Consider the following 16,350-nt stretch of genomic DNA (forward strand, 5'->3'; position numbering starts at 1 on the left):
ACGGGTGAGCAGCCGGCGGGCGGACCGGCGGTGCGGGCCCGGCAGCCGGCGGGCGGGGGCCGGCGGGTGCGGGCGGCGTGTCGTGCGCCGCCCGCCCCGCCGGCTGGTGCGCCGGGTGCTACTGGCCGGCCAGCTGGGCGATCTGCTGGTCGTCGAGCGTGCCGAGGTAGACCCGGACGCCGTCGATGTCGCCGGGCCAGGGGTCGGTCCAGGCGGACCCGGCGCGGGCACGTCCGATGTCGAGGGTCTTGGTGGAGTCGAACGCGCTCACGCCGGAAAGTGACCCGGCCAACTGTCCGTTGACGTACAGCCGCATCTGGTGCAGGCCCGCGTCGTAGACGCCGGCCAGGTGGGTCCACACCCCCGCGGTCACGGGGCCGGGGGCGGCCAGGCGGTACTTCACCGGGTCGTTCTGGTTGGCGGCGTGCAGCGCGAACGCCCACTGGCCGCCGTTGTAGGTCAGGACGAAGGAGCTGAAGGCGGTGTCGTTCTGGCTGACCGCCGTCACGAACCTGCCGCCGGTGTCGGTCCTGGCGAGTTCGACCCAGGCGGCCACCGAGAAGGACTGGTCGGTGTGCACGACCGGGGCGGTGGTCTCGGCCCAGCCGGTGCCGGTGCCGTCCAGGGAGATGTCGTTGGAGCCGTCGCGGTCGTCGAGGCCGAAGGCGGCCGTCCCGGCCGGCGCGACCGGGTGCCCGTGGCCGGAGGCGTCGGTGCCGTCGGCGTCGAGATCCCAGGCGCCGGCCAGCGTCGTGGCGTTCGCCGCGGACTCGATCTCCTTGGGATAGACGGCGCGGTTCCACACCCTGACGGCGTCCACGTCGCCGGGCCACCAGTCGGTCCAGGACGAGGAGGTGCGCGCACGCCCGATGTCGAGGCCGCCGGTGGAGGCGAAGGTGCTCACCCCGGTGGCGGTGGCGGCCTGGTACCCGTTGACGTACAGCCACATCTGCCCGGCTCCCGCGTCGTAGACGCCGACCAGGTGCGTCCACACCCCCGCGGTCACCGCGCCCGGCGCGACCAGCCGGTAGTGGACGGGGTTGTCGGTGTCGGCGGAGTGCACGGCGAACGCCCAGCCGGTGCCGTTGTAGCTGAGCACGAAGGAGCTGAACGAGGAGCCGTTCTGGCTGACGGCCGTCACCCACTTGCCCCCGGTGTCGGTCCGCGACAGACGGACCCAGGCCGCCACCGAGAAGCTCTTGCCGGTGTCGACCACGGGAGCGTCGCTCTGCGCGTAGCCGGTCGAGCCGTCCAGGTGGAGGGCATGGTCGGTGGGGGCGCCGGTGCGGGCGGCGGTCCATGTCGCGGCGCCGGCAGCGGTCAGCGTGTGCCCGCCCGCGGTGGCGTCGGCCAGCGTGGTGCCGCTGCCCTCGTCCGCGTCCCAGGCGCCGGCCGGGTCGGCCGGGCCGCCGGCCAGGAACTGGTAGTCGGTGACGTTGGACATGTTCCCCGCCTGGTCGACCGAGCGCACGTACAGGTCCGTCAGCAGCCCGGGAGGCGGCGGGGTGAGGCCGAGCGTGACGCTCGCGCCCGGAGTGGGGGCGCTGACCTTCGTGGTCGGCGGGTCCTGCCAGCCGTAGAGGTAGGACACGACATCGGTGACCGAGTTCGCGCCGAAGGTGAAGGAGCCGGTCTGTCCCACCCCGCCGTGGGTGTTGCCGTCGTCGCCGGGCGCCCCGTACTCCGGGTAGTCGCTGGAGGTGACCGTGGCGGCCTTGTCGGGTCTGCTGGTGTCGACACGGAAGGCACACTGCGCGGACAGCGGTGAGGTGTCGGTGCCGTCGGTGGTGCGCACCTGGAAGTAGTAGGTGCCGCCGTCGGCGAGCTTGCCGGCGGGGATGGTCTTGACCGCGGCGGAGCCGGTGGCCACCGAGTTCTGCGTCACCTTGTTGGTCTCGCTGATCGCCGAGCCCGTGGCGGCCCAGTACAGGCTCACGTTGAGCAAGGTGCCCGCGTCCGGGTCGCTGACGAAGGCGCGCATGGTCGGGGTCGTGCTGCCCACGAAGGTGGTCGAGGAGCACGCGTGTCCGTCGATCGTCAGCGATGCCGGCGCGTCGGGGACGGAGTTGTAGGTGACGGCCAGCGTCGGGTTGGTGTCGAACCGCTTCCAGCCGTAGGTGTCGGACTCGTTGGCGGCCCGCAGTCCGACGGTGGTGTTGCTCCACTTGCTCGCCGCCGCCTGCGCCACCATGGAGGTGACGTTGAACTCCACGCTGCCGTCGGAGCATCCGACGCCTTCGTTGCCGTGGGCCGTGCTGACTTCGGCGACCTTGGTGCTCCAGGCAGGCTGGTTGTTCCAGTCGGTGCCGGAGCCGATGGCGCCGGTCAGCCACAGCTGCACCGGCTCCGGCGTGCACGACCAGGACCACTTCTCCAGGATCTGGAACGTCGCCGACAGGATGTGCTTGCCCGCCACAGTCGAGGTGTTCATCCGGAAGAAGGACCGGCCCAGGTCCCCGCCCTCGGCCGAATAGCCGACCATGGCCTGCCCGTTGGGGTTGGCCGGCATGTTCGCGCCGTTGTAGTAGGGAACGGTCGGGTAGGCGGCGTCCACGGTGGTCCAGGCGAGCCGGGAGCCGGTGAAGGACGGATCGACGGCGACCGGGTAGCGGGTGGTCGGCGCCGACAGGAAGGCCGGGTCCGGACGAAGGGTCAGCACCGTGCCGGCCAGGGCGGCGTCCACCCGGGCCTGGTGGGCGGTGCCGCCGGGGCCGCCGGCCGCGTCCCACATCATGGGCGCCGGTGAGGCGAACACCTGCTGCCCCGAGCGGTCGGTGCCGATCAGGCCGCCGTGCGCGTCCTGTCGCAGGTCCACGCCGCTGACGTGCAGGCCGAAGGTGATGTGCCGCAGCGCCGGATCGCGGGCGGCCCGCCGTGAGGTGATGACCACCTGCTCGCCGAAGCCCTCGTCGGCGGCCGTGACCCGCAGGTCCACCCCTGGCAGGACGCCGTGGTACGTGGCGGTGGCGCCCTCGACCGCGGGCGCGGGCAGCGGGTACGGCCAGGACAGCGACAGGCGCCACCCCTCCCCGCTCAATGCAGCCAGCGGGCCGCTGCCGCCGCCGGAGACGGCCAGCGCGTCAGTGGTGGCCTTCGTCCGCAGCACGTGTCCGTCACGGGCCAGCGAGGGGTCCACGGGCACCCAGCCCGAGCCCTGCCGCACGCGCACCGGCCGCTGGGCGGTCAGCCGGGTGAAGGTGCCGTCCGGATCGGCGTACTCGCTCTGCGTCGCGGTGCGCCCGGCGCCGACCTCGACTCTGCGCCCGCTGCGGTGGGCGTCGGCGGAGGCCAGGCGCTCGGCGCGGGTCAGCCCGTCCCCCGCCCGGTCGGTGTGCCGCGGCGCCTGCGCGGCCGCGGTCCGGCGGGCGTCGTGGGCCTCGGCCACCGGGACGCAGGCCGCCCCGAGCACCAGCCCGATCGTGATCAGCAGGGCGCGCAGCAGCGGACGTCTGCCGCGGCGCCCCGCCGGCCGTGCCGGGCGGGGTCTTTGCGGTCGCCGGAACGGCCTCGGGGCCGCCGGTAAAGACAGTGTGACCATGCGCCTACTCCAGCCGTCGAGGGTGATCTCCATGTCCGTTCCGCTGCCTGCCGGCGGCAGTGGCCGCCCGGGCCCGGGCGGTGTCACGATGCAGACCGGTGGAGCCGGCGGCTGTCTCGTGCACGGACGGCGAACGCCGCGAAAGTGCTGTTCCTTCACCGCAGTTGAGCGGAATCGGTGTTCCCGCCCGGGGCTGCCCGGGAAGGCGTTTCCCGCCGCTCTCCGGCATCCGGCGAACGTCCGACCCAGGTGTAGACGCGGGATTGTCCAGCGGGAAGTTCCGTGGACAATCGGATGACGGTCTTTGTCCGGACGACGAGGGACCAAGGGGTGGGCGGATGGGCCGGGGGATGCGTCCGCTGTCGCCGGACGACGGTCCGGTGGAGCGGTTCGCCTGTGAACTGCGGGCGCTGCGCGCGCTCGCGGGCGACCAGCCGTTCTGGAAGATGGCGCGACGGTGTTCGGTGGCCAAGAGCGCCCTGGCCGCGGCAGCGGCCGGACGGCACCTGCCGTCGAAGAACGTGACCAGGGAATTCGTGCGGGCCTGCAAGGGGGACTGGGCCTACTGGGAGGAACGCTGGGAGCAGGCCGCCGCGGAGGCGGAGGCGTGCCGCCGTGCCCCGGGCACGGCACTGGTCAGGCGGCAGCCCGGTGTGGTGGACATTCTTGACAGCCGCCCGCCGGCCACCATCGTGACGGGCCGTGCCCGGACACCGCCGGACTCGGACTGGGACTCGGACCGGGACTCGGATCCGCCGCCGGAGCCGAAAAGGGCGCGGTTCCCGCGCTGGTGGAAGCCGATCGCCGTCACCGTGCTGGTGGCAGCCGCCGCGGGAGGGGGCTACGCGTGGCAGGCGGGCCGCTCCCACGGCGCCGGCTCCGCCGGCCCTGCCGCGCTTCCCGTGTCCGACGGGACCGACCCGCAGGCGGTCGGGTGCAACCGGGACGTCACGAACCTGGCAACCGCACCCCTGCGCCTCCAGGCCCCCCTCACCCTGCGGGGCCAGCATCTGTCCAGGGGAACACTGGTGGGCCGGGTGACCTTGCGTTACTCGCCGCGCTGCGCGGGTGCCTGGGCCCGTTTCGACCCTGCCCCGGTCATCGACACCGACCTCAAGGACAGCACGGCCGGCGCCGTCACCGTCACCGCCCTGCGCCCCGCCGACACCACCGAGCAGACGTGGAAGATGGGCCACATCGACAACGCCTTCTCCGGACTCCTGCTGACCGGGCTCGGATGCGTCGTCGCCGAGGCCCGCATCGACATCACCAACGAGAACATGACCGCTCAGGGGCAGACACCCTGCCTGCCCGCCCTCGCCGGCAAGGCCTCACCCTGAGGCGCTCGGCACATCTGCCGCGGCTCGTCCGTCCCGGGCGGGAGCGGCGGCGGGCGGGGGGCCGGCCGACTCGCTCCGGCCTCCGGCCCGGCGAAGGGCGCCGCTACGCCTGCGACCGGCCGGCCCAGGCCTGCTCCAGCGCCCGCGTGTAGGCGTCGGCCGGCTGCACGCCGCTGAAACCGTAGCGCCGGTCGAGTACGAAGAACGGCACGCCGCCGGCGCCGAGTTCCGCGGCCTCCCGCTCATCGGCCCGCACCTCGTCGGCGTACGCCTTCGGGTCGTCGAGGACCGCCACGACCTCGGCCTCGTCCAGGCCCACGGCGAGGCCCAGGTCGATCTGGGTCCCCCGGTCGTAGACGGACCGCTCCTCGCCGAAGTTCGCGCGGAACGCGAGGTCCCGCAGCTCGTCCCCCACGCCCCTGGTCTTCGCGAAGTGGATGAGGCGGTGGACGTCGAAGGTGTTGCCGAACAGGCGCGCGCCGACGAGGAAGTCCAGGCCCGCCTCGCGCGCCAGGGCTGCGGCCTGCTCCTCGCGGGCGAGCTGCTGCGCGTGGGTGCGCCCGTACTGCCGTGCGACCACGTCGACGTACGAGGAGTTGCCGTTCTTCGCGTCGGGGTTCAGCTCGTACGAGCGCTCCACGACCTCCACCTCGTCGCGGTGCGCGAAGGCGGCGAGGCCCTTGGCGAAGGCGGCCCGGCCCACGTAGCACCACGGGCAGGCGATGTCCGTCCATATCTCGACGCGCATGACTGGTCTCTCCCTTGTCTTCCGGTTCGCGGCACCGCGGGACCGGAGGACGGGCCGCGTGGTGGTTCTGGTTGTTCTGGTGGTTCGGCTGGTACGGGCGCCCGGAGCGTCCTCCCCCGCGGTGACGCCCGGACACGGCCGCCCCGGGGGGCGGCCGTGTTCAGAATAGACGACCGGTTGGCTATCCGCGCCGTGATGTGACCCGTACGACGTGGCGGCGGCTCCGCGACGCCCGGCGGTCCGGTGTCAGCTCGGCTGGGCCGTCGGCATGATGAAGACCTGCGGGAGGTTGACCCGCAGCGGCAGGGAGGCGATGAAGCCGACCGTCCGCGCGATGTCGTCCGGCACGAGCCAGTCGATGGTCTCCTTCGAGCCCTCCAGCCAGGCGCGGGCGCCGGTGTCGGTGACGTGGTCCTGCAGCTCCGTACCCACGATCCCGGGCTCGATCGCGGCGACCCGCACGCCCTTCGGGCCCAGCTCGACCCGCAGGTGCTTCGACAGGTGCGAGACGAACGCCTTGGTGGCGGCGTAGACGGCGAAGGTCGGGTAGAGGTTCCGCGCGGCGCTGGAGGAGGTGTTGATCAGGTCGGCCACGCCGCGCTCGCCGGCGGCCCGCACCAGCTGCGGGGTGAAGGCGCCGATGACGTTCATCAGCCCCGAGACGTTCAGGTCGATCTGGCGCTGCCACTGGTCGGCGCGCAGCTCCTCGACGGGCGCGGGCAGCATCACGCCGGCGTTGTTGAGGAGCAGGTCCGCGCCGCCCAGCTCGCTCTCCACGCGGTCGGCCGCGGCCCGTACCGCGGTGGCGTCGGTCACGTCGACGGCGATCGCCACGGCCGTGCCGCCGCTCGCGCCGATACGCGCGACCAGGTCGTCCAGCCGCTCCGCGCGCCGCGCCAGCACGGCGACCTTGGCGCCCAGCGACGCCAGGTGCTCGGCCGACGCCTCGCCGATGCCGCTGGAGGCGCCCGTGACGACGGCCACGCGGCCGTCCAGGGGCCTGCCGGACGCCGAGGCGGCCGAGGCGGGGGTCTCAGTGCTCATGGGTTCGTACCTTCCGGAAGACGAGTGGGGTGAGGGGCAGGGACCCGCACGTCCGCGGTCCCGCTACCCAGCAGACCACCGCGGGACCGGGCCGGAGGGCCCGGAAGTGGCCCTGCCGAGGCAGGTACCGGCAGGGCCACCCAGCGCCGGGCGGCCCGTGGGCGGGCGGTCCAGACTGGGTGTATGGACCGCAGCAGCGAGATCGCCGACTTCCTGCGCAACCGCCGCGCGCGGGTCAGCCCCGAGTCGGCCGGGCTGCCCGCCGACGGACGGGTCCGCCGCGTGCCGGGCCTGCGCCGCGAGGAGGCCGCCCGTCTCGCCGGCGTGAGCACCGAGTACTACACGCGGCTGGAGCAGGGCCGGGCCGCACACCCCTCGCCCGAGGTCGTCGACGGCCTGACCCGCGCCCTGCGGCTGGACGCCGCCGAACGCGAGCACCTGACCAACCTCCTGGCCCGCCCGGGCGGGCGGCGGGCACCGGTCGCCCCGCAGCGGGTCCGGCAGGGTCTGCACCTGATGCTCCGGACCCTGGACCACGTGCCCGCGTTCATCCTCGGCCGGCGTACCGACGTCCTCGCCTCCAACCGCCTCGCCCGCGCCGTCCTGACGGACTTCGAGGCGCTGCCCGTCCCGCAGCGCAACCTCGCCCGCTACTTCCTGCTCGACCCCGAGGCCCGTGAGCGCACCGGCGACTGGGAGCAGATCGCGTGCGAGACCGTGGCCATGCTGCGCCTGGAGGCGGGCCGCTGCCCGCAGGACCGGCGGCTGGCCGGCCTGATCGGTGAACTGACGCTCAAATCACCGGAGTTCAGCAGGTGGTGGAACGACCACCATGTGCAGCGGCGCACCCACGGTTCCAAGCACTACCGGCACCCCCTCGTGGGCGACCTGCACTTCTCGTACGAGTCGCTGCAGCCGCCCGGCGACGACAACCAGACCCTGTGCGTCTACATCCCGGCGCCGGGCACAGCCACGGCCGAGTCCCTGCGCATCCTGAGCAGCTGGGACGCCGCCCCCCTCGAACCCCCTCAGGCCGGCGCGGGGCCGGGAATCTGAGCCGTACGGGAGCGGCCGGCCGTCAGCGGCTCCGGCGGCCCGGACCCCGGCGGCCCGGGCCGCGGCCGAGTCCCAGGCTCCGCCTTTGCGGCGGCGGGGCCCGGCCGAGCGGGGCGGCGCGGAGCGCATGGGAACCGGCGTTGTCAGTGCGAGGTGGGACGCTCGGCGGCATGATGCCTTGGACCCTGCGCGATCTCGACCAAGCCCTGTGGGCCGGCTGGGCGGCCGACACCTGCTCACCCGACGACCTCGCCCGCGCCCCCTGGACACCGGACAACCCGGCCTGGGGCCACTGCGACCTCACGGCCTTGATCGTCAACGACGTCTTCGGCGGCGACCTCATGCTGGGCGAGGTGTACCTCGACGGGGTCCAGCAGGGTTTCCACTACTGGAACCGGCTGCCCAGCGGGGTCGAACTCGACCTGACGAGCGAGCAGTTCCGGCGCGGACAGACCGTCACGGGCGCCCGCGTCGTCAAGCGCCCACCAGGCCCGATCTCCCGCCGCTGGGAGGAGTACCTGCTGCTGCGCGAGCGCGTCGCCGACCGCCTCGGCCCGCTGCCGGACCCGCTGTGAGCGGGAGCGCGAGGGGCGAAAACCGTTGGGCGGACGGGGGCGGCCGCTGCTACATTTCCGCCAGGCCGTGCGAGACATCGAGGAGGTGGTACCCGTGAACGCAGTATCGACATGGGTGCTCCCCTCCGGGGTCACGGTCGGGCGGTAGGTCGTCCGGGAGCGCCGTTCATCGCACTCCCGAAAGGCACGACCATGGCCCTTCACGTCACTTCCGAGCAGCGCCTCGACGACGGCGTCCTCGAACGCCGATTCGACCTCGGCGAGATCCCCGGCATCCTGTGGACGCCCGCGTCGGCGTCCGCGTCCGCACCCGTACCGCTGATCCTGCTCGGCCACCCCCCGCTCGGACTGTCGAGGATGTACCCCCGGCTGGCCGGGCGGGCCCGGCAGGCGGCGGCGCACGGTTTCGCCGCCGCCACCATCGAGCTGCCCGGAAGCGGCGACCGGCCCCGCTGGCCCGCCATCGAGCAGGCCCGCGCCGACCTGCGCCGGACCATGCAGGCGGGCGAGCCGGTCGGCGACGAGACCGTCGACGCGCTCATCCTGCCCCTCGTCGAGAGGTCGGTCCCGGAATGGCGGTCGGCCCTGGACGCCCTCCTCGCGCTGCCCGGGATCGGCGGCCCCGTCGGATACTCGGGCGGAGTGATCTCCCTCGGCATCCGCCTGGCGGTGACCGAGCCGCGCATCGCGGCCGCCGGTCTCTTCGCCGGCAGCCTCGTGCCCCGCGCCGTCTTCGAGGAGGCCCGGCAGGTCACCGTTCCGCTGCACGTCCTGCTGCAGTGGGACGACGAGGGCAACGACCGGCAGGCGGCCCTGGACCTGTTCGACGCCTTCGGCTCCAAGGACAAGTCGCTGCACGCCCACATGGGAGGCCACACCGGCGTCCCCGGATCCGCGGGAGAGGACGCGGTCCAGTTCTTCGCCCGGCACCTGAAGTGAGGTCGGGCCGACGGGCCGGCGGCGGACAATGAGCCGCGCCGACCCCGACGCCTCCCACGCCTCCCACGCGTGCCGCGTGAGCCGTGGGCCCCTGCCGCGTCGTCGGCAGGGGCCCACGGTCCCGTCCGGGAGCCGTCAGAGCAGCGCTCCGCCTGAGGTGGTCCCGCCGGACGTGGTCCCGCCTGAGGTGGTTCCGCCGGACGTGGTCCCGCCTGAGGTGGTTCCGCCGGACGTGGTCCCGCCTGAGGTGGTCCCGCCCACGTCGGTCCCGCCCACCGTGGTCCCACCTGAGGTGGTTCCGCCCGCGACGGTCCCGCCCACCGTGGTTCCGCCCGACGGGGTGGTCGTCGGACCGCAGTAGGGCTGGTAGTCGTAGTCCGTGGTGCCGTCGGTGAAGCCATCGGTGCTGCTGGCACCGCCCGAGGTCGATCCGGCCCCATCCGTCACGTCGGCCCAGAAGCAGTCCACGGCCGTGTACTGGCCGTCCTTCCAGATGTCGAGGCCGGCTTGCAGGCGGGTCAGGTACCAGTTCGCGCGGGCCAAGCCGCGGTTGACCGTCTCCTTCAGGAACTGCGTCGGATCGAAGACCCAGTCGCGGATGGGCCGGGACGAGACGAAGGTGATCACGTGGTGGCCGCCGTGGCTGCCCACCCACACGTCCCAGGACAGGCCGACCAGGCTGACGGTACCGACTTTGGAGCCGGCCGGACGGACGGCGCTGCCGTGCTCGAACCACGCCTCGATCTCGGTCTTGTCGACACCGCTCGTGCGAGGTGCCGGGTCGATCCACAAGCGGTAGGCGGCGACCGTGGCGTCGTTGACGTCGCCGAAAAGGACGCCGCTGAACGTAAGGCCGATCGTGTCGAGCCGCTTGGGCAGGTTGGTGCCGGGCGAGCAGACGCCCTCGTAGCAGCCGACGAAGATGAACGGTGAGGCCTTGGGCGGCCCGTCTGTGGGGACGGAGCCGGCGGAGGACTGGGTGACGTAGAAACCGTGCCAGGGGGTGTCGCCGACCAGGATGCACTGAGTGTCGTCAGGGCTCAGCACGTTGTTCTTGACGACATACGTGTCGATAACGACCGTACCGTGCGGGTCGCAGGTCTGGATGGTGGCCGCCTGCACGGCCGGCGACGGGCTCAGGGCGATCAGACCGCCGACAGCCGCGACAAGGGCGGCGAGGATCGTCAGTACGGCCTTGGGCGTGGACTTACGGGCTTGCCATAACGACTTCATGCTCGTTCCTTCGACAGCATGCAGTGGGCGGGTGAGCAAGCGCGGATGCGGGAGCGGAATCCGGGTGCGCGGCGCCGTTCCCGGCACGAACGGGTTGCATCATGGGAGCGCTCCCATACAGGCAAGGTAAGCAGGGGTGAAGGGCCTGGCAAGGGCCGTGGCGGTACCCGCCCGCACCCGTGTCACGGATGCGGGCGCGGGCGTCAGTGGCTCCGCTCGGCGAGGACGCAGAACTCGTTGCCCTCGGGGTCGGCCAGGACGACCCACGGCTGCTCCCCCTGGCCGATGTCGACCCGCCGTGCGCCGTGCGCAACCAGGCGTGCCACCTCGGCGTCCTGGTCGTCGGGCCTGAAGTCCAGATGCAGTCGGCTCTTGGCCTTCTTGGCCTCGTCGATCCGGACGAAGTCCACCCCCGGCAGGCGATCCGGCTCCGGGCGGATCTCGAACTCGTCGTCGGAGGAGTGGACCACGACCCAGCCCAGTGCCTCGGCCCACCACTGCCCCAAGCCCGCCGGATCCAGCGAGTGGACGACTACCTGTTCCCATTCCAAAGCCATCCCCCGAGCTTAGCCGGGGCCGGCCCGGGTCCTGGCTGCGACGTGCGACCGGCCACCAGCGCGACGGCGCGACGGCGTGCGCGGATTCGCGGTGCGGGCACCGATGAGTTCCCGGCCGACCGCCGGTCTACGTACCGAACCCGCAAGCGACCGCAACTGACCACCACTGACGAGGAAAGGCCAATCCGATGAGCGTCCTGACCGCACTGCTGGAGAAGTACGTCGCCGAGGGGGTCTTCCCCGGGGCGGTGGCGCTGGTCGACCGCGGCGGGGAGGTGGAGATCGCGGCCGTCGGGACGATGGAAGCCGGGGGCACGGCGCCGATGGAGGCCGACGCCCTGTTCCGGCTGTCCTCGGTGACCAAGCCGGTGACCGCGGCCGCCGTGCTGGCGCTGGTCGACGACGGCGTGCTCGCGCTGGACGACCCGATCGCGCGCTGGCTGCCCGAGCTGGCCTCCCCGGTGGTCGTACGCACCCCGGCGAGTCCGGTCGACGACGTGGTGCCGGCCGCCCGCCCGGTCACCGTCGAGGACGTCCTGACCTCGCGCTCGGGCTGGGGTTTCGGGGCGGACTTCACCGCGCCCGCCGTTCAGCCGCTGTTCGCGGACGTCGCCGTCTACGGCGGAGGGCCGCGGTCGACGGCGACCCCCGACGAGTGGGCGGCCTCGCTCGCCGGCATTCCGATGCTGCGCGCGCCCGGGTCGGCGTTCCTGTACAACACCAGCTCCGACCTGCAGGGCGTGCTGGTCGCACGGGCCGCGGGGCGCCCGCTGCCGGAGTTCATGGCCGAGCGGATCTTCGAGCCGCTCGGGATGACCGACACCGGCTTTCACGTACCGGACGGCGCGCGCCACCGCCTCACCCCTTATTACACGGTGAGCCCCGACGGCGCCCTGACCCTCGCCGACGGCCCGGACGGGAACTGGTCCACCCCGCCCGCCTTCCCCTCCGGCGCGGGCGGCCTGGTCTCCACCGCCGCGGACTGGCTCGCCTTCGGCCGCATGCTCCTGGCCGGCGGCGGCAGCGTGCTGTCCCCGCGGTCCGTGCGGCTGATGACGACCGATCACCTGAGCGCGGCCCAGCGTGAGGAGGGCTCCCTCTTCCTGCAGGGCCAGGGCTGGGGTTACGGCGGATCGGTCGACATCACCTCCGCGGAGCCCTGGAACAGCCCCGGCCGTTACGGGTGGGTGGGCGGCACCGGCACCGCCGCCCACGTCGTCCCGGCCACCGGCACCGTCACCGTCCTGTTCACCACCCGCGGCCTGGCCGGCCCCGTCCCGCCGGAGTGGATGCGCGACTTCTGGACCCAGGCCGCGAACGCCTGACCGTGCGGGCCGCCCGGAGGACCGTCCGGGCCGCCCGCACGGGTGTGCGGTTTCGGATCGTCAGCCGACCGTGCAGGCCGCGCCGTTCAGGGAGAACGAGGACGGTTTGGCGAAGGAACCGGAATAGGTCCCCTGGAAGCCGAAGCTCTGGCTGCCGGCCACCGGGATCTGCGGGTTGTACGAGACGTTCGTGGCGACCACGGCCCCGGAGGACGGGCTGATGGTGGCATTCCAGGCGTTCGTCACGGTCTGGCCGGACGGGAGGGTGAAGGCGACCTTCCAGCCGTTGACCGCGGCGGAGCCGGTGTTGGCCACCGTCACGTTCGCCGTGAAGCCGTTGGACCACGAGTTGGTGTCGTACGTGACCTTGCAACCGCCGCCGCCGGTCCCGCCGGTCGTGGTCCCACCGGTCGTGGTCCCACCGGTGGTCGTTCCGCCGGTGGTGGTGCCACCCGTGGTGGTCCCGCCGGTGATGGTGCCGCCCGTGGTCGTTCCGCCGGTGGTGGTCCCGCCGGTCGTGGTGCCGCCCGTGGTCGTCCCACCCGTACTCGTACCGCCGGTCGTGGTGGTGCCGGAGCCGTCGAGGCCGAAGAAGTGGATGGCCTTGGCCGCCATGCCGGTGGTGGGCAGGACGTGGCCCGCGCCCTCGACGCTGATCGCCTCGACCTCCACGGTGCCGGCCGCGTTGGCGAAGCTACGCCGGTCCCAGCCCGACTGCACCTGGTCGGTCGAGGTCGGGGTCTGGCTCAGGCCGAAGACGTTCGTCCACTGGTCGACCTCTTCCTGGAGCAGCTGGTAGGGCACGAGGGGATCCGCCGTGCCGTGCCAGAGCTGTACGCGGGGCCGGGGACCGGAGTAGCCCGGGTAGGCCTGGCGTACGGCGTCGCCCCACTCCTGCGGCGTCTTGTCCATGTGCCCGTTGACGCACTTGCTGGTGCTCGGCGGGAAGTCCGCGGCGTCGGCGAAGCAGGTGAAGGGCACGCCCATGAACACCGACCCGGCGGCGAACACGTCCGGGTAGTCGGCGAGCAGGGCGTTGGTCTCCTGGCCGCCGGAGGAACTGCCGGTGGCGTAGACCCGGTGCGGATCGCCGCCGTAGTGCTGCTCGGTGTAGGTGACCATCGAGACGATCGAGGAGGGGTCACTGCCGCCGTTGTGGGTCTTGGACTCCTGCGACCACACGTCGAAGCAGTTGCTCATGGCCGTCTGCTTGGTCGCGGTCGGGTAGATCACGATGAAGCCGTACTGATCGGCCAGCGACTTGAACTCGCTGGACTGGTAGAAGCCAGGGCCGCTGCCGCCACAGGGGTGCATGGCCACCACGATCGCCGGGTTGGCGCGGACGGAATCCGGGACGTAGATGTACATCTGCAGATTGCCGGGATTCGACCCGAAATCGGGAACCGCGACCAGCGACGCGGCCGACGCCGACGACGGAATGGCGATCACGGCGCCCACGGTGATCAGCAAGGTGGTGACGAGCGCGGCGAGCGCGGCTCTGATTCGCGTCATGCTGCCTCCTCATTGACTGCCCGCCACGGAAACGAAGTTAGGCGTTCGTGCGACTGTCGTCAATAATGTGACGAGCTTTCGCGGAGGACACCTACGCCCGGCCCGGCCCCTGCGGCCCGCCCGGGGTGCGGCCCGCCTACGCTTTCCCCGTGACCAGCGCATCCGCGAGCGACATCGAGGCGGGGGCGGCTCCCCGCCCCCAGTCACTGCTGCTGAGCTTCTTCGGCATCCACGTACTGGGCCGGAACACCGCCGTGTCGTCGGCCGGCGTGATCGACGTGCTGGGGCGCGTCGGCGTCAGTGAGGAGGCCGTACGCTCCACGCTGACCCGGATGGTCCGGCGCGGCCTGCTGGAACGCCACCGGCGCGGCCGCAAGACGTACTTCGGGCTCACCGCCCGCTCGGCCAAGGTGCTCAAGGACGGCCAGGAGCGCATCTGGGAGACGGGCGTGCTCAACCGGGACTGGGACGGCACCTGGACGGTGGTCGGCTACTCGTTTCCCGACGCCTGGCGCAGCGAGCGGCACGACCTGCGCTCCCGGCTGCTGTGGGGCGGCTTCGGGCTGCTGCAGAGCGGCATGTGGGCCGCGCCCAGGCGGGTGGACGTGGCCGCGCTGATCGAAGGGCTGGGCCTGGACGCCCACATCAAGGCCTTCCAGGGCTGCGTGGTCGCGCCCACGGAGGCCGGCCCGCTGGTGGCAGCGGCCTACGACATACCGGCCATCGTCAGCCGCCACGAGGCGTTCCTGGCCCGCTGGGACACGCGGGAGGCCGCGGCCGGCATCGAGGAGGACGCCCTGGCCCAGCAGTTGCTGCTGCACACCGACTGGCTCGACGTCGTACGCCGGGACCCGCACCTGCCGGCCGAGCACCTCCCGGCGGACTGGCCGGCGGTCCGGGCCGAGCGCCTGTTCCAGCGGCTGGCGCTGCGCTGCGAGGAGCCGGCCCGGGCGCACGCCGCCGGAATCCTGGACACCGTCGACATCGGGTGAGGGCGGTCGCCCGGCGGGGACGTCGCCGCGGCGGCAGCCGGCGCGGACGTCACCGCACCAGGAGGACGGACGCGCCGGCCGCGAGGACGAGGCAGGTGCTGACGACCGTCGCCGCCAGGCACCGCAGTTTCACCCGCAGGTAGCGCGCCGAGTACTCGTGGCGCAGCTCGACCGCGCGATCGCGGATGCGCTCCAGCATCACCCGCGAGGCGGCCGTGCGGTCGGCGAGGTAGACCCGCTCGATCTCCTCGCGCTGGGCGGTGGTGAGCCAGGGCAACTGCTCGGTGAAGGCACGGGCCTGACGCTGGGCGCGCACCACTTCCGCGTGCCACATCAGGTACCCCTCGACCTCGACGTGCCACGGGCCGTGGTCGCCGTTCATGTCCCGGTGCATGGCGGTGCGCCCTGGGCGTGTGCTCGGATCCCGCTCATTTGTGCCTGTCGCCGGGGGCGATGGTCCTCGACAGGTCGGGGCGGGTGGACAGCGCCTCCACGGTGGCGATGTCGGGGTGGTGCAGGTCGAAGGCCGGCGATTCGGAGCGGATACGGGGCAGCGTGAGGAAGTTGTGCCGCGGCGGCGGGCACGAGGTGGCCCACTCCAGCGAGCGGCCGTAGCCCCACGGGTCGTCCACCTCGACCCTCCTGCCGTACTTCGCCGTCTTCCACACGTTGTAGAGGAACGGCAGCATCGACAGGCCCAGCAGGAAGGAGCTGATGCTGGAGATCGTGTTCAGGGTGGTGAAGCCGTCGGCGGCCAGGTAGTCGGCGTAGCGGCGGGGCATGCCCTCGACGCCGAGCCAGTGCTGGACCAGGAACGTGCCGTGGAAGCCGAAGAACAGCGTCCAGAAGGTGATCTTGCCCAGCCGCTCGTCGAGCATCTTGCCGGTCATCTTCGGCCACCAGAAGTGGAAGCCGGCGAACATCGCGAACACCACGGTGCCGAACACCACGTAGTGGAAGTGCGCCACCACGAAGTAGGAGTCCGAGACGTGGAAGTCCAGCGGCGGCGCCGCGAGGATGACACCGGTCAGACCACCGAACAGAAACGTGACGAGGAAGCCGGCCGCCCACAGCAGCGGCGTCTCGAAACTCAGCGAGCCCCTCCACATCGTGCCGATCCAGTTGAAGAACTTCACCCCGGTCGGCACCGCGATCAGGAAGGTCATGAAGGAGAAGAACGGCAGCAGCACCGAACCCGTGACGTACATGTGGTGCGCCCACACGGTCACCGACAGGCCGGCGATCGCGATGGTCGCGCCGATCAGACCGATGTAGCCGAACATCGGCTTGCGGGCGAAGACCGGGATGACCTCGGAGATGATGCCGAAGAACGGCAGGGCGATGATGTACACCTCGGGATGGCCGAAGAACCAGAAGAGGTGCTGCCACAGGATCGGACCGCCGTTGGCGCCGTCGAAGACGTGCGCCCCGAACTTGCGGTCCGCCTCCAGGCACAGCAGGGCGGCGGCCAGCACTGGGAAGGCCAGCAGT

14 protein-coding genes are annotated in these 16,350 nt (G+C 72.3%); 6 read left to right on the plus strand and 8 right to left on the minus strand.

Translation table 11 applies throughout. The features are described from left to right. Positions 1 to 118: 118 nt before the first annotated feature. The gene (locus tag K7G61_RS33430; RefSeq protein WP_225850902.1) at positions 119 to 3,571 is read right to left on the minus strand and encodes a LamG-like jellyroll fold domain-containing protein; all 3,453 of its coding nucleotides are present in this window, start codon (positions 3,569 to 3,571) and stop codon (positions 119 to 121) included. A 305-nt stretch (positions 3,572 to 3,876) separates the two neighbouring features. On the opposite strand from K7G61_RS33430, the gene K7G61_RS33435 reads away from it, so the two are divergent. Next, the gene (locus K7G61_RS33435) at positions 3,877 to 4,878 is read left to right on the plus strand and encodes a DUF2690 domain-containing protein (protein WP_225850903.1); all 1,002 of its coding nucleotides are present in this window, start codon (positions 3,877 to 3,879) and stop codon (positions 4,876 to 4,878) included. Between the two features lie 103 nt (positions 4,879 to 4,981). On the opposite strand, the gene K7G61_RS33440 is transcribed toward K7G61_RS33435, so the two are convergent. Both K7G61_RS33440 and K7G61_RS33445 read right to left on the minus strand, forming a co-directional pair. Beyond that, on the minus strand, positions 4,982 to 5,626 hold the full coding sequence (locus K7G61_RS33440) for a DsbA family oxidoreductase (protein ID WP_225850904.1): 645 nt from the start codon (positions 5,624 to 5,626) through the stop codon (positions 4,982 to 4,984). Positions 5,627 to 5,872: 246 nt separating this feature from the next. Next, positions 5,873 to 6,670, minus strand: coding sequence for an SDR family oxidoreductase (locus K7G61_RS33445; RefSeq protein WP_225850905.1), 798 nt, complete (start codon positions 6,668 to 6,670; stop codon positions 5,873 to 5,875). Between the two features lie 183 nt (positions 6,671 to 6,853). Here K7G61_RS33445 and K7G61_RS33450 point away from each other — a divergent pair, with 183 nt between their 5' ends. The 3 genes from K7G61_RS33450 (at position 6,854) to K7G61_RS33460 (ending at position 9,240) form a co-directional block, all read left to right on the plus strand. Next, the gene (locus tag K7G61_RS33450; protein WP_225850906.1) at positions 6,854 to 7,726 is read left to right on the plus strand and encodes a helix-turn-helix transcriptional regulator; all 873 of its coding nucleotides are present in this window, start codon (positions 6,854 to 6,856) and stop codon (positions 7,724 to 7,726) included. Positions 7,727 to 7,896: 170 nt separating this feature from the next. After that, positions 7,897 to 8,301, plus strand: a complete 405-nt coding sequence (locus K7G61_RS33455; protein ID WP_225850907.1) for a hypothetical protein — start codon at positions 7,897 to 7,899, stop codon at positions 8,299 to 8,301. A 192-nt stretch (positions 8,302 to 8,493) separates the two neighbouring features. Further along, complete coding sequence (locus tag K7G61_RS33460; RefSeq protein WP_225850908.1) at positions 8,494 to 9,240, plus strand: alpha/beta hydrolase; 747 nt, start codon at positions 8,494 to 8,496, stop codon at positions 9,238 to 9,240. Positions 9,241 to 9,375: 135 nt separating this feature from the next. On the opposite strand, the gene K7G61_RS33465 is transcribed toward K7G61_RS33460, so the two are convergent. Then, entirely contained in the window at positions 9,376 to 10,473 is a 1,098-nt protein-coding gene (locus K7G61_RS33465; protein ID WP_225850909.1) for a glycosyl hydrolase family 5, read from the minus strand. Between the two features lie 203 nt (positions 10,474 to 10,676). Beyond that, the gene (locus tag K7G61_RS33470; RefSeq protein ID WP_225850910.1) at positions 10,677 to 11,030 is read right to left on the minus strand and encodes a VOC family protein; all 354 of its coding nucleotides are present in this window, start codon (positions 11,028 to 11,030) and stop codon (positions 10,677 to 10,679) included. Between the two features lie 188 nt (positions 11,031 to 11,218). Here K7G61_RS33470 and K7G61_RS33475 point away from each other — a divergent pair, with 188 nt between their 5' ends. Continuing rightward, entirely contained in the window at positions 11,219 to 12,355 is a 1,137-nt protein-coding gene (locus K7G61_RS33475) for a serine hydrolase (protein ID WP_225850911.1), read from the plus strand. Between the two features lie 60 nt (positions 12,356 to 12,415). Here K7G61_RS33475 and K7G61_RS33480 read toward each other — a convergent pair whose 3' ends face one another. Continuing rightward, the gene (locus tag K7G61_RS33480) at positions 12,416 to 13,867 is read right to left on the minus strand and encodes a PHB depolymerase family esterase (protein ID WP_225850912.1); all 1,452 of its coding nucleotides are present in this window, start codon (positions 13,865 to 13,867) and stop codon (positions 12,416 to 12,418) included. A 149-nt stretch (positions 13,868 to 14,016) separates the two neighbouring features. Here K7G61_RS33480 and K7G61_RS33485 point away from each other — a divergent pair, with 149 nt between their 5' ends. Further along, the gene (locus K7G61_RS33485; protein WP_225850913.1) at positions 14,017 to 14,859 is read left to right on the plus strand and encodes a PaaX family transcriptional regulator C-terminal domain-containing protein; all 843 of its coding nucleotides are present in this window, start codon (positions 14,017 to 14,019) and stop codon (positions 14,857 to 14,859) included. Between the two features lie 49 nt (positions 14,860 to 14,908). Here K7G61_RS33485 and K7G61_RS33490 read toward each other — a convergent pair whose 3' ends face one another. Together K7G61_RS33490 and K7G61_RS33495 are read right to left on the minus strand one after the other, a co-directional pair. After that, the gene (locus K7G61_RS33490; protein WP_225850914.1) at positions 14,909 to 15,241 is read right to left on the minus strand and encodes a hypothetical protein; all 333 of its coding nucleotides are present in this window, start codon (positions 15,239 to 15,241) and stop codon (positions 14,909 to 14,911) included. Between the two features lie 46 nt (positions 15,242 to 15,287). After that, positions 15,288 to 16,350 (minus strand): cbb3-type cytochrome c oxidase subunit I (locus K7G61_RS33495; RefSeq protein ID WP_225850915.1); only part of this gene is annotated, 1,063 nt, incomplete at its 5' end.

The sequence above is a fragment of the Streptomyces sp. HPF1205 genome, assembly GCF_020400825.1.
In the GTDB taxonomy this organism is placed as follows: Bacteria; Actinomycetota; Actinomycetes; order Streptomycetales; family Streptomycetaceae; genus Actinacidiphila.